This window comes from Thalassoglobus polymorphus, assembly GCF_007744255.1.
Lineage (GTDB): Bacteria > Planctomycetota > Planctomycetia > Planctomycetales > Planctomycetaceae > Thalassoglobus > Thalassoglobus polymorphus.
This window is the reverse complement of record NZ_CP036267.1, coordinates 5,553,231-5,566,882: the sequence shown is the minus strand read 5'-3', so window position 1 is coordinate 5,566,882 and position 13,652 is coordinate 5,553,231. Positions and strand designations below refer to the sequence as shown.

Sequence of the window (13,652 nt, the reverse complement as noted above, 5' to 3'; positions counted from 1 at the left end):
CGCAAACGGACTGTAATTATGATTCATCATCATTCATTTCGAAATCTGTTTCAGAGACTCACGCGTCGGCAGGTCATGCAGGCGGGTTTGGGGGCAGGTGTTTCGTTCTTGCTTCCGACGTTGAGTGCCCGGGCGACACAGAAACGAGGGCAGGAGCGTCCCAAATCATTGATTGTCCTTTGGATGGCAGGTGGGCCAAGTCAGGTCGACTCGTGGGACCCACATCCTGCTTCAGCGGTCGGTGAGACAGTCGGGAAAATCAAAACAAGGTTACCTGGGCTGGAAATCTCTGAGTTGCTCCCCCAAATGGCTGAGCAAATGCAGAATGTCTCCTTGGTCCGATCGATGGTTTCAAAAGAGGGGGACCACGAACGGGGAACGTACTATGCACAAACCGGGTATCTTCCCGATCCGAGTGTCGTTCATCCGGCCATGACGGCAATCATTTCAAAGCATTTAGCCGATCCAAGCATTGAAATTCCACAACATATCTCGCTTGCCAGTGGAGACGGGTTTGTCGTCCCACGTGGAGGTTTTCTTGGAGCAGAGTATGATGCCTTTCGGATTTTTGACCCGGGGCGAAATGTCCGCAACATGAAGCCGAACGTTGATGAGAAACGTCAACAGCGACGACTGGAAGGGCTCGATGTTGTTTCAAACGCTTTCAGGCAACAACGTCCTTTTCAGACAAGCGAGACGCTACATCAAGAGCTCGTCAACAAAGCCTTGACCATGATGTCATCGAAGCAACTCGAGGCGTTTTCTCTTGATGATGAACCGAAGGCGACAATTCAAAAGTACGGAGACTCACGCTTCGGTCGCGGTTGTCTGGTCGCTCGCCGACTCGTGGAACAAGGGGTGCGAGCAACGCAGGTTGTTCTGCAGGGGTTCGATACGCATATCAACAATCTGAAAGGCCAGACAAAGCAGTTTCAAATCCTTGATCCCGCATTTGCAGCCTTGATTTCAGACTTGAAAGATCGCGATTTGCTCGACTCGACAATTGTGCTGTGCATGGGCGAATTCGGACGGACTCCTCGTCTCAATCCGCTGGAAGGCCGGGACCACTGGCCGATGGGCTTTTCATGCGTCCTTGGCGGCGGAGGAATTCGGTCGGGAGTTGTCATTGGTGAAACAGACCCCGAAGCTGCCAAAGAAGAAGACAAACGAGTGACCGAGCGGACTCCGCCGAAAAACCCGGTGAGCATCCCGGACTTGTATGCCACAATCCTGACGGTCATGGGGCTCGACCCGTATGAAGAGGTTCAATCCCCCATCGGTCGCCCCTTCATGCTGAGTGAAGGAAGTGCGGTCGAACAACTTCTGCCTGAGCATCTCATTTAGAGCAGTTTGCTCTACCGTGTGCCCGTGAAGAACGCATTTCTCTAGTGGAAATGTAGTTCTCCACGAGGCAGATCCTGCAAACCAATTCGAAAGATGCTCTAAGTGAGAGTTGAGTTAGATCGACTTTCGAAATCGTATCCGTGATGTACCGTGTGACGCGCAGTCTCTGAAGTCGTGAAAGCGGCCTCAGATGTATTGTAAGCGGTTCTTAATTCGCCAGTTCTTCGCCTGTCATGTTTTCATCACGTGAAAAATAGAACGCTGGAACCGCGAGGCAGGCTCCAAGGATGGTCGCGACGATATAAAGCCACAAGTGCTCCACGTTTCCACTGAAGATCGCTGGCGCGATTGACCGTGCGGGGTTCATAGACGCTCCGCAAATCGGGCCAGCGAACATCGCTTCCAGGCCGACGGTCGCTCCAATCGCCGCTCCTGCCATAATTCCTTTTTCTTTGGCTCCGGTCGAAACATGCAGGATGACGTACATCAGCAGGAACGTCAGGATGAACTCGAAGATGAACGACTGCCACCATGTGTCGCGCGGAAGCGTCATTCCCAGATTGCTCTGGTCCAGGAAGAGGACTCGCAGTACTCCACTCGCCAGGCAGGCACCAAGCAGTTGAGCGAAGATGTAAGGGACGACCTCGCGACCGGGAAACCGTTTTCCGAACCAGAATGCAATGGTCACCGCCGGATTCATGTGGGCTCCGGAGACGTCTCCAACCGCATAGATCATCGCCATGACGACCAACCCAAAGGTCAGCGCAACACCAACATGAGTCACATCGCCACTAGAAACCTGATTGACGACAACGGCACCTGTTCCTGCAAACACCAGTGCGAATGTCGCGATCACCTCTGCAATGTATTTTTTCATCAATCAACTTTAAGCAACTTTAAGCCATACAGGGAAGTCCACTACTAGAGCAATATGCACGACTCATCTGCCTGTGCTGAATGCGCACTTAATGTTCAATTCTGCTCTTTACTTACTGCATCGTGTCGAGCAGTCGATGAAGTCATGAATGACCTTGATGGGCTGTACGCCACGAGGCAGAACCTGAACACTAATTCGAAGAATGCTCCAATGTGTACAGAGTTCAGCAACTCTGTGCGAAAAAAACAAGTTCCATCACCACAAAAGTGAAAAGTGTGCCGCCAGTATTCAGTCCTGCTACGATGACCGATGGACTTGGTCTTCCATCAGTTGGCGAGCTTCGAGTGTGGCGGCCTCCCATCGGCCTTCTTCGGCATTGTGGATAATGACTCGCAGCCACTTCGCTTCCCGCTCTGAGAGGTCACCGCTTTCGAGATGGGATTCAATCAACTTGGAAATTTTCGAAACATGCTCATCGCTTTTGCGGTTGCAGGCAGAGTAAAGCGCTTTCGAAATTTCATAAGTCTTCGGGCTGACATCCGGGTATCCGCAGCCAGTGAGGCCACATAGCAGCATGAGTACTGGAATCGTGATTGACAGTGTTCTTATACGGTCGTATTGCTGATGAAGCAGATTCTTAAAATTCTCCAATGATCTCACCTTCGTTAATGCTTGAAAGTTCTGCCCAGGTGATGAGGTCGATGTTTTCGGAGACGAATCGTACAGCGCCATCTCCCATCATGATTTGCCCTCCGCCTGGATGCTCGGAGAACATTTGTCCGACATGAAGTGTTGGAAAGTTCACAGGATGAATGATTGGAAATCCGGTGATGTCGAGTTCTCCCCCCGATGGTCCTGCATGGACGATTGTGAGCGTGGCAGCGGCATCTTCTCCATTCTCAGGAGAGGATAAATTCGGGTGAGTGAACGCGCCCGGGACGACTCCGACCCAGGTTTTCTCACTCAGTTTCGAAGAGTGCTCACCCATGAAAATTGAGTTCGATGTTCCATCGGTGACGTCCCGAAAACGGGTTGCGGAGTTGCGATAGAAAGGGCCATCCGCAACGGCAGCAGCGTTTCCGTTGATCGTTACAGTCGCAGTTTCTGAAGTATAGATATTCGTGAAAATGACTCCGGTGCGACTCGCTCCACATTCTCCCCAGCATGACTCCTGTCCATGGCTGGCTACGTAGTGGCTGCGACCAAAGTTGATCTGATTGCCTCCAATGACCAGAGGACTGCCCGCTTCATTCCGGACTGTGAACTCGTCATGCGATCCAGAGACCGACGGGCATAGAAAAACAGGTAACCGAGTCCGGACCGGGGCCGAGTTTATGGGAGAGAAGCAGGCCTGGTTTAAGTCCAGATTGTTGTAGAGAGGAGCCTGATCCAGAAACGGCAGCAGCATCGTTCCCCAGCCCCAACCGGGTGCGGCATCCCATGTTTGCGGATCGATGTTCGCCCAGCCAGGTCCGTTTCCATCACTTGTCCCATACGAGTAATACCCGGCGGGAAAGGTGGAGTGGACATCATGGTAGTTATGGAGAGCGATGCCAATTTGCTTCAGGTTGTTTCGGCATTGCGAGCGCCGGGCCGCTTCTCTTGCCTGTTGAACGGCTGGCAAAAGGAGTGAAACGAGAATTGCAATGATCGCAATCACCACGAGCAATTCAATCAATGTGAACCCGTGTCGGTGGCGAAGTAGGTGAGATTGTCGACTCATATGTCCCTCATGATACGGGGTAGCTAGTGTTACAGGTTGGGCGTGATTGTAACCATGGCTACGGATGTGTCAAGAGTCTCTTTGCACGAGGCTTATTGCGTGACGGGAGATGGGTGAAGAACCGAAACTGCTGGCTGGCCGACGTTCTGTTACGGCAAGTTAAGACTGCTCGGCACATTTCCAATGCTTAATCGAGCCGTGAAATTTTCTTCCATCTCTTCGTGAACTGTTCGCCACGAGGCAGAACCTAAAAGCCAATTTTGGATTTGAGGCAGAGCGTGCAGTTCTTCAATTCTTCAGAGACGATTTGAGCGAATTTCGTCCATAGAGACTAAACCCATTGTTCTCGTAGAGACTCTTCCAATGGTCGTCGACGTTTCGTTGGAGCGAGGAATCCTCAGCAGGGAGCAAAACGTAATCAATCGTTTCCATCCAGTCGCCTTGCGTTCCGTCAGCTTTCCAATTGTCGACGTTTTCTTTGCGGGTCTGATAGTCTGGCGTATTGAACTTGTGCCCGTAGTACGGTCGCGCAGAAGTGAATGTTGCACTGAGGTAGCAGAGTTTGTCGTCTGGGATCAGGAGAACTCCTTCGAGTAGCTGTTCGTCCATCCAGCGGAAGGCATCTCGTGCGTCGTGGTTGAGTGGCATGTTGTTCGAGTTGTCGCGTGTCGTAATCGTCAGGAATGCAATGTTGTCAAGCGAAGCGAAAAGGATCGCAACAGCGAGTATCAAAGTTTGTCTGACATCGCCCGATTTGTCTTTCACTGAAATGACCCAACTCGAAATTTTTGGGACCGCGATCAAAAACAGCGGAAGCCAAACGTACCCTCGTGTGAAGTGCAACGGTTGATGCGGCTTGACGAAGTAGTCATGTTGAATGAGCAAAAATGAAACCGCAAAAGCGACCAGAAAGAACCATGTCTCTGGCACAAATTTTCGCCAGTTTCCACGCATTCGTTGAAGGGCCAGCAGCATGACCACTCCATACGCCAGTGCAACAACAATCGGCGGGACCACCCATTCAAGGGCCCACGTTGATCTTAAGTTTCGATGCGATGAGAACTGTTCCAGGAAGACGAAGTAATACCCCAGGAAAGCAGCTAGACCGGCAGTAAGAACCAATCCTCGCCATAAGGGGCTCAGGTCAAATTTTGGAGTCGACTTCTCGTTCGCCTGTTCACTCAAGGAAGATCTTCTGGAGTTGAGGTTGACGATCAGCTGCGCGAGATTCCACGCCCCCAGAATGAGGAGTTGTTGTATTCCAGTAAACGGGTGCGTTGCAGCCAGGATCAAGACCAGCGTCATTGCCGACCATTCACGACGTCGTAAAACGCAAAGCCAGATGCCAGCAGCAAACGCATGGTAGACAGCTTCTGTTGGCAAAATGAAGTTTCTTCCCCAGCTCATAAACCACCAACCGCGACCTAAATCGAACATCAAGAGGTCCGACAGAAGTGGTTCACCTTGCGTGAGGTTCAGGAAGCATTTGAAGAGGACAAAGAGGCCACCTCCCCACATCGACAATAAAAAGACCGGTGTCACTGCCCGATTGTCGGGAATCAACTGCCGAATGATTTGCAGCGTAAGCCAACTTCCGCAGATTCCTGCTACAAGCCCCAGGCTGACAAAGACGAAACCCGGATCGAGCCCCAGTACAACAACACTGAAGCCGAGAATCCAGGTGAACCAATGGAAGTAGATCGTCGGTGCATCGGAATTTTCATCGTATGGGTTTGGGCCGGCGAATCCGTTTCCTCGTTCGAAGATTTCCCGCCCGTTTGCGACGTAGTAGGGCATGTCGTATTGAACAAATCCTGACGCTCCGTCCGGATTCACGCAATGCGCAGCGTAAATCGAATAGAACGGCAGTAACGCCGCACAGGCCAACAAAATGTCAAGAACTTGTCTGCGCATACAGCTTGGCAACATCGCAAGAAGGAAACCTACAGGATGTTGTAAATCTACATCACCCGTTGAGCGATGCGCGCATTGAGTCGAGACTGTTGCGACTGAATGATCGACTTGCCGAGAGAAGGCGTCATAAACCGATCAGAAATTCTAGAGCAGTGTCGTGCTTGTTCTGTGGGAAGTTACACTTGTCCACGAGTCAGAACGCGAACGCCGATTCAAAGATGTTACAGCCTTACGATTTTGTCTGTTCTTGGATCATGTGTTCCAGGGCAGCCCATCCCTGTAGTTGCTCGGCGGTCCAGGTTGATTCTTTTCCATTTTCTAAACGATGTCTGGCAGCTCGAAGTTCTCTTCGAAGTTTCCGAGAGAGGCTGACTTTTGTGTTCACGTTTAACCCGGTCACTGTTTGCCTCTGATGTTGTCTGAGGATGCGTTGCTTCTCTGTATTCAACTGATATCCGGATCGATTCAGAAGATGGCGGGTCCGCTGGATGATTCCACGCATTCTCTTTGGAGAATCCTTGCGAAATGAATAGGTGATGTCATCTGCGTAGCGAGAATACTCGCCTCGATACTTAGTGGCACAACGAACCAGCTGTTCGTCGAGTAGGTAGTTGACGAGGTTGCTGAGCCGTGGGCTCGTTGCGGCTCCTTGCGGAAGGGCGTCTTGATCACATGTTAACTTCGTGAGGAGTTTTGCTGATTTCCGATTCCAGCCGATTCGACAAAAATAGGCTTCGACTCGCGATGCCGTTGTGGATGAAAAGAAGTCAATCACATCAAGTTTAATGACAACCGCTTTCCCAACATGAGGCAGCGCGTTGTGAACGATCGACTTTCCAGTTTCAAAACCGCAGGCACTTGGGTGAGATCGAAGCTTTGAGAGAAGTCGCTGCAGAATGCGTTTCTGAATTTCAGCAGTTTTTTTATCGGGAATCCGTAACTCGCGAGTGCCGCCCGATCTTTTTGGGATGAACGCTGAAACATATTGAGGCTGATGCTCGGTGAGTTCATTGACTGAATAGCCCAGTCGATTGGCCAGTTCTTCAATTTCAAAGCCCCAGCCAAATTTTGTTCGAATCCAGTGCCAGGGATGTTTCGAAGTCAATTGCAGAAAGGCCGTCCACCATCCGAACAGCATGGTTGCGCAAATCGCAACCAGAAGTACGGACATGATTGCGAACGAAATTTGCGAATCGGAATTGAGAAGCCAGAAGAAAGTGACAACTGCCGTCGCTGCCGAGAGACAGCAGCCGGTTGCCATCTGAAAGGTCGCTTTTGCAGGCATACGGCACGCTGCGGTGAAAGGCTATGCTGTGAAGGTCAGCAAAAAACGTTGAGTGAGGCAACAAAAGTTGCCTCACTCGAATTGCCTTGCAAAGCGTTCTTTTAACAAAAGAACGCTTTCAGCAGAGTTTTTGCAGCCACATCAGGACCGGGTCGACGAAACATCGACCTTGTGCACTCAAGCACCACCAAGGCAGATCGATTCTCTCGAATTCCCTCAGGGCAAGCAAGAGATCAAAGAATCAAAACTCAATGTCAGGCATTCAGAAGATCAAAGGTAAACTCCCCTGCCCTGCTGGCGCGACATTTTTCTGATCCTCTGACTCCGGAGATGCACTTATCCCATCAGCGATTTCAGTCGTTGAACCGCTTCTTCTACATTGGCGCGGCTGTTGAATGCGCTCAGGCGGAAGTAGCCTTCCCCGCTGGCGCCGAAGCCGGAACCGGGGGTTCCGACGAGGTGGGCTTTGTCGAGAAGGTGATCGAAAAACTCCCAGCTCTTCATTCCTTCTGGAGTCTTCAGCCAGATGTAAGGAGCGTTCACGCCACCAAAGACATTAATTCCAACAGACTGCAAACCTTCGCTGAGGATGCTGGCATTCTCAAGGTAGAAGTTGATGAGGGTTTTGATCTGCTCTTTGCCTGCGTCACTATAAGCAGCTTCAGCTCCCCGTTGGATGATGTATGAGACGCCGTTGAATTTGGTGCTTTGGCGACGATTCCAGAGAGCGTGAATCTCTTGCTCATCTCCATTTGCCGTTTTGCCTTTCAGGCTTTTCGGGACAACTGTCAACGCACAGCGAGTCCCGGTGAAACCGGCATTTTTACTGAAGCTGCGGAATTCGATGGCACAGTTTCGAGCTCCGTCGATTTCATAGATCGAGTGCGGGATTGAATCGTCTGTGATGAAGGCTTCATAGGCAGCATCAAAGAGAATGATTGAGCCATTTTCGTTGGCGTAATCGACCCACTTTTTGAGAGTCTCTTTACTGGCGACGGAACCAGTGGGGTTGTTGGGGTAGCACAGGTAGATCATGTCGACCGGCTGTTCCGGCAAGCTCGGAGTGAAATCATTATCGGCTGTGCATGGAAGGTAGGTGAGTCCTTCGTAGCGTCCATTCTCATCGGCTTCGCCTGTTCGGCCAGCCATGACGTTGGTGTCAACATAAACCGGATAGACCGGGTCTTGAACCGCGACAGTGTTGCCCGGTCCGAAGATGTCGAGAATGTTTCCGGTATCGCATTTTGAACCATCAGAGATGAAGATTTCCTCTGGGGAAATGTCACAGCCACGCGATTGAAAATCATTCGTTGCAATGGCTTCTCGCAAGAATGCATAACCTTGTTCGGGGCCATAACCGCGGAAGGTTTGGCTCTGTCCCATTTCGTCGATCGCTGAGTGCATCGCGGTGCGGATCGCTTCGGGAAGCGGTTCGGTTACGTCACCGATTCCGAGTTTGATCACGTTCGCATCGGCGTTTGCATCGCAAAACGCATTCACGCGCCGTCCGATTTCAGGAAAGAGATAACCTGCCTTGAGTTTCAGGAAATTGTCGTTGATGTTTGCCATGATGGAATGTTGTGAAAAGTGAGTTTATGGGGATGAGTGAGAAATCTGTGTCGTCACTGAGTGTTTCGTCAATGAACGATGTTCAGTTGATCAATGTACGCGCATTCCCGGTTGAGCACCGTCGTCGGGATTGAGGAGGAAGATTTCTTTTCCGCCCGGTCCGCAGGCGAGGACCATGCCTTCGCTGAGACCGAATCGCATTTTGCGAGGCTTCAGGTTTGCACAGCAGACAACGAGTCGCCCGACGAGTTCTTCCGGGGTGTAAACGCTTTTGATTCCAGCGAAGACGTTACGTGTTTCGTCGCCTCCAAGTGAGAGTTTCAGTTGCAGTAGCTTATCCGCACCTTCGACGTGTCCGGCCTCCACGATGCGGGCGACTCGCATGTCGACCTTCATGAAGTCTTCGATGGTGCAGTGCTCTTCGGTCATCGGCTCTTTTTCAAGAGCTTCCGGGCCATCATTAAACTGTGGAGCAGCAATTGCATCGGCTGCTTGTGTCTCTTTGGATTCTTCAACCATTTGTTTGACTTTCTTTTCGTCGACGCGTTTCATCATGTGCTGGAATTTGCCAACTGTTGCGCCGAGGAGTGGCGTTTGGGCGTCGTTCCAGTGTTCGATTTTATTGTTTAAGAGTTCTTCAGTTTGTTTTTGAATACTGGGGAGAACCGGTGCAAGGTAAATGATCACCTGCCGGAACAGGTTGAGGCCGACGGTGCAGATGTCGCGAAGTTCGTCTGCACGTGCTTCGTCTTTACGAACGACCCACGGTTCTTTTCCTTCAATGTATTGATTCGCACGGTCTGCCAGAACCATGATTTCTCTCACAGCACTGCTGTACTCGCAGTTCTCGTAAAGCTCAGCAATTTTTTCTCCGACAGCGGCTGCCTGTTCGAAGAGACCACCATCATCGGGGTACTCTTCGGAGAGTTCTTTTCCTGCTACAAACTTGGCACACCGACTGGCGATGTTGACGACCTTGCCGACGAGATCACTATCAACTTTCAGTTTGAACTCATCGAAGTTCAAATCGATGTCGTCAACTTTGGAGCTCAGTTTCGAAGCGATGAAGTACCGCAGGTGCGACGGATCAAGATGCTCAGCGTACTTGGCAGCTTCAATGAATGTCCCCTTTGATTTGGACATTTTCTCGCCGTCAACGGTCAAGAAACCGTGGATGTGCACTTTCTCTGGAAGTGTGAGTCCAGCTGTCTTCAGCATCGCAGGCCAGAAGAGAGTGTGGAAATAGGTGATGTCTTTTCCGATAAAGTGATGGATTTCGGTTTGGTCGCTTTTCCACCAGTCGTCGAGGTTTTCGCCGTTTCTTTTACACCACTCGTAAGTGCTGGCGATGTATCCGATTGGTGCGTCGAACCAAACGTACCAGTAATTTCCGGGGAAGTCGGGGATCTCAAAACCGAAATAGGGAGCAGGTCGCGAAATGTCCCAGTCGCGAAGTTCATCGCTCAGGAAGTGCCCTTTCAGGTAGTTGGCGACTTCTGGCTGCAGGTGCTTACCTGACTGAGTCCATTCGTTCAGGAACTCATGACATTTTTCAAGTTCGATAAACAGGTGCGTCGCGGTTCGTAACTCGGGAGTTGCCCCACTCAATGTACTTTTCGGGTCAATCAGTTCGGCGGGTGTATAAGTGGAACCGCACTTATCACAGTTGTCGCCGTATTGATTTGTCGCTCCACACTTCGGGCAAGTCCCTTTGACGAAACGGTCAGCGAGGAAGGTTTGTGCTTCCGGATCAAAAAGTTGCTCGATCTCTTTTTGCTTAACGAGTCCGGCATCGCGGATCGATTTCCAAATCTGATGACACAGTTCCCGGTTCTCTTCGCTGTGTGTCGATCCGAAGTTGTCGAATTCAATATCGAATTTGGAAAAATCGCTGATATGAGCTTCACGGACGTCAGCAATTAATTCTTCTTCGCTGCGTCCTTCTTTGCGAGCGCGAATCATGATTGCGGTGCCGTGGGTGTCGTCCGCACAGAAATAACGACAGTTATGGCCCCGTAATTTCTGGAAGCGAACCCAAATATCGGTCTGGACGTATTCGACCAAGTGGCCAATATGGATGTTTCCATTGGCGTATGGCAGAGCGGCGGTGACAAGAATACGGCGGTTTGACATAAGTGGAGGTCGATTCGAGTGTCTGTTCGTCGGCAAAGTCTGAAAATCATTCAGATTTCGTTGAATGAACGCAGTTTAGACAGCAATTGCGCCGGTCGCGAGTAGTTCAACCTGAGAAAGTCGAGTTCGCTCTGAATTTGACACGGTTTTCGGGGAAGCGGTTCGAATGTCAAGCGGAAAACTTCCTCGCTCGACAGTTCGACGGTCTGGCGAAACAGAGGGGTGAACTCATTCTTGTTTCGACGAGCGGTACATCTCCTGCTACAATTTACAACAACTTAACAGTACGGGATGACGGATCAATCCCCATGTTTCTCAATCAAATGAATCGGATCGCGTGTTGAACTCAATTCTTGCACAATCGAGCACTTCAGCGACTCCGTCCGGGACGTCATCCAGTATTGAATTTGACTGGCCCTATTTCTGGACGGATTGGTTGCCAATCGTTCTTTTGCTGTTGGCGATCGGAACGACGCTTTACTTTGTCTTTCGTGATACGAAACAGTTCAGTCGCGGCTGGACGATCCTGTTGACGGCTCTGCGTCTTGCGTTTCTGACGCTGGGGCTGATCATGGCACTCAATCCCCATGAGCGGACCCAAACAGATACGTATCGGCCTTCGCGAGTCATCTTTCTTGTTGATACTTCCACTTCGATGCAGCAACCGGTTCGAGACCCACGCTCTGCTGGAGTCGAGAGTGTTCCAACCCGGTCGGAGGCGATTCTGGAATTGCTTGGCCAGTCTCCATTGCTTGAAAGGCTGCGAGCCGACCATAGCGTCGATCTATTCACATTCAGCGATGATCTCAGCCAGTTGAAAGCTCGATTCCCTACTAATGCCAGTCCAGCAGGTGGGGCTCAGCCGAATACACAGCAGACTGATGAAACGAGTGGGGACGATTCTTCTCAAGAGGAAAAGATCGTCTGGGATGAAATTTTGAAGACGGATGGACATTTAACCCGCCTCGGAGACAGTCTGGACAAACTGCTTGTTGAAGCAAAAACATCGACGCTCTCGGGAATTGTGGTCATTTCAGACGGTGCGACGAACGCCGGTCGCGATATTTCCGCTGCTCGTGACAGAGCGGCGGAATACGGTGTGCGGCTGGTTTCCGTTGGAGTCGGCAGCACTGAGCCTCCTCAGAACCTGGAAGTTGCGCGGCTGATCGCGCCGACCGATGTTCAAAAGGGAGACGCCTTCGAACTCTCGGCGATTTTGCGAGGACAGGGTGTTGTTGGGAAGTCTGTGCAAGTCGACCTGCTTCAAAAAGGACCGAATGATCCCGAGCCGATTGTTGTTCTGACAGAAACGCGGACAATCTCTGAAGACGGGGCACCGACCGAAGTTCTGTTTGATCTCAAGCCCAGCGATGGCGGAGAGTATCAGTTTACGGTTCGCGCCAGTTTGAGCGGGGGAAACGAGACACGCCAGGAAGACAATCAACTTAGCCGGTCCGTCAACATTTTTGATCGCCCCTTAAAAGTGTTACTGATCGCGGGAGGGCCGATGCGGGATTACCGTTTCGCGAAAACGGCACTTTATCGACATCCTTCAATATTGACTGACGTCTGGCTGCAAACGGGATCGGTCGGGATTAGCCAGGAATCAAACCGGTTGCTGTTCCGTTTTCCTGAAGACCGCGAGTCGCTGTACGAATACGATGCCATCATCGCGTTTGATGTTGATTGGTCACAGGTGAGTGAAGAACAACGAGGCTTGCTGACAGACTGGATTTCTAATGAAGGTGGCGGATTGTTCGTTGTCGCGGGGGATGTGAATACGCCTCAACTGGCAGCGAGCGAGGAGTTCGAAAAAATTAAACGACTCTATCCCGTACTTCTGGAAGAAGTCAGCTTGCGTCTGGGTAACCGCGATGCCGCTTCGACCGCTTTTCCGCTTGGCTTCACTCAGGACGGGGAAGTCGCCGAATTCTTAAAGCTGGCAGAAACAGGAGACGAATCTGCCTGGTCACAGTTCCCCGGTGTGTATCGAACCTATCCGACGCGCGGAGCCAAAGCGGGAACGACCATCTTTGCCGAATTCACCGACCCACTGTCGAGAGGACCGGGAGGCCAACCGGTGTTGCTGGCAGCCCAGCGATTTGGGCAAGGACAAGTCGTCTACCTTGGTAGTCCGGAGATGTGGCGATTGCGGTCAGTTGATGAAAGCTATTACGAACGGTTTTGGATCAAGTCGGTTCGAAAAGCAGCTGAAGGTCGTTCGAAACGAGGGCTGCAGCGCAGTTTGTTTATTCTCGATGGAACAGAATTCGAACTTGGGCAAACCGTCCCGTTGCGTGTTCGTTCAGTGACTCCGCAGTTTGAACCTTTGGTTTCAGAGGAAATTTCCCTGGAACTTTATGGCCCGAATGGGAGTCCAATCCTTCCGGGACCGATCCTTGTTCGTGATCCCCTCAGGCCAGAGGAATTCGTAGGTGACTATCGACCTCTCGTCGCAGGTGCATATCGTTTTGAGTATCAGGTTCCCGAATCGAGTGACCAAATTCAGCAGAATATTGAAGTTCAATTTCCGCGACAGGAAGCGGCGTCGCTGGTTCAGGAAGTCGAACAACTTCGCAGGCTCGTTGAAGGGACCGGCGGTGAGTACGTCAGTTTGGAAGAGGCTGCGGCTGCGGTTCCGAAACTGCTGCCAAACAAAGGAGAGTCAGTGACCATTGACCAGAAGATCGAAGAACTCTGGGACCGCAAGTTCCTGATGTTTCTGATGGTGCTGCTGGTCTCGGCGGAATGGTTGACACGAAAATTATTGAAACTTGCGTGAAATTCAGACATTAAGTTTTGTTCGA

9 protein-coding genes are annotated in these 13,652 nt (G+C 51.1%); 2 read left to right on the top strand and 7 right to left on the bottom strand.

Features of this window, described 5'->3' with window-relative positions; all coding sequences use genetic code 11:
- The first annotated feature begins 18 nt into the window (after nt 1-18).
- A complete protein-coding gene (locus Mal48_RS20165; RefSeq protein WP_145203980.1) occupies nt 19-1,344 on the top strand; it encodes a DUF1501 domain-containing protein in 1,326 nt (441 codons plus the stop codon).
- A 208-nt stretch (nt 1,345-1,552) separates the two neighbouring features.
- On the opposite strand, the gene Mal48_RS20160 is transcribed toward Mal48_RS20165, so the two are convergent.
- The 7 genes from Mal48_RS20160 to metG form a co-directional block, all read right to left on the bottom strand.
- Complete coding sequence (locus Mal48_RS20160; protein WP_145203977.1) at nt 1,553-2,221, bottom strand: MIP/aquaporin family protein; 669 nt, start codon at nt 2,219-2,221, stop codon at nt 1,553-1,555.
- Between the two features lie 297 nt (nt 2,222-2,518).
- Nucleotides 2,519-2,797 (bottom strand): hypothetical protein, encoded by a 279-nt coding sequence (locus Mal48_RS20155; protein WP_145203974.1) that lies wholly within the window; start codon nt 2,795-2,797, stop codon nt 2,519-2,521.
- A gap of 61 nt (nt 2,798-2,858) precedes the next feature.
- Entirely contained in the window at nt 2,859-3,944 is a 1,086-nt protein-coding gene (locus tag Mal48_RS20150) for a DUF1559 domain-containing protein (protein WP_145203971.1), read from the bottom strand.
- Nucleotides 3,945-4,232: 288 nt separating this feature from the next.
- A complete protein-coding gene (locus Mal48_RS20145; protein WP_145203968.1) occupies nt 4,233-5,858 on the bottom strand; it encodes a hypothetical protein in 1,626 nt (541 codons plus the stop codon).
- A 229-nt stretch (nt 5,859-6,087) separates the two neighbouring features.
- A complete protein-coding gene (locus Mal48_RS20140) occupies nt 6,088-7,143 on the bottom strand; it encodes a reverse transcriptase family protein (protein ID WP_145203965.1) in 1,056 nt (351 codons plus the stop codon).
- A gap of 336 nt (nt 7,144-7,479) precedes the next feature.
- Nucleotides 7,480-8,712 carry an LL-diaminopimelate aminotransferase gene (locus Mal48_RS20135; RefSeq protein ID WP_145203962.1) on the bottom strand — a complete coding sequence of 411 codons (1,233 nt, stop codon included), beginning with the start codon at nt 8,710-8,712 and terminating at the stop codon, nt 7,480-7,482.
- A gap of 90 nt (nt 8,713-8,802) precedes the next feature.
- Nucleotides 8,803-10,845, bottom strand: coding sequence for a methionine--tRNA ligase (gene metG / locus Mal48_RS20130; protein WP_145203959.1), 2,043 nt, complete (start codon nt 10,843-10,845; stop codon nt 8,803-8,805).
- A 337-nt stretch (nt 10,846-11,182) separates the two neighbouring features.
- On the opposite strand from metG, the gene Mal48_RS20125 reads away from it, so the two are divergent.
- The gene (locus Mal48_RS20125; RefSeq protein WP_145203956.1) at nt 11,183-13,627 is read left to right on the top strand and encodes a VWA domain-containing protein; all 2,445 of its coding nucleotides are present in this window, start codon (nt 11,183-11,185) and stop codon (nt 13,625-13,627) included.
- Nucleotides 13,628-13,652: the final 25 nt, after the last annotated feature.

Coding starts and splice junctions, on each gene's coding strand:
- Mal48_RS20165 (WP_145203980.1), top strand. CDS start 19: ATGATTCATCATCATTCATTTCGAAATCTGTTTCAGAGACTCACGCGT.
- Mal48_RS20160 (WP_145203977.1), bottom strand. CDS start 2,221: ATGAAAAAATACATTGCAGAGGTGATCGCGACATTCGCACTGGTGTTT.
- Mal48_RS20155 (WP_145203974.1), bottom strand. CDS start 2,797: ATGCTGCTATGTGGCCTCACTGGCTGCGGATACCCGGATGTCAGCCCG.
- Mal48_RS20150 (WP_145203971.1), bottom strand. CDS start 3,944: ATGAGTCGACAATCTCACCTACTTCGCCACCGACACGGGTTCACATTG.
- Mal48_RS20145 (WP_145203968.1), bottom strand. CDS start 5,858: ATGCGCAGACAAGTTCTTGACATTTTGTTGGCCTGTGCGGCGTTACTG.
- Mal48_RS20140 (WP_145203965.1), bottom strand. CDS start 7,143: ATGCCTGCAAAAGCGACCTTTCAGATGGCAACCGGCTGCTGTCTCTCG.
- Mal48_RS20135 (WP_145203962.1), bottom strand. CDS start 8,712: ATGGCAAACATCAACGACAATTTCCTGAAACTCAAGGCAGGTTATCTC.
- metG (WP_145203959.1), bottom strand. CDS start 10,845: ATGTCAAACCGCCGTATTCTTGTCACCGCCGCTCTGCCATACGCCAAT.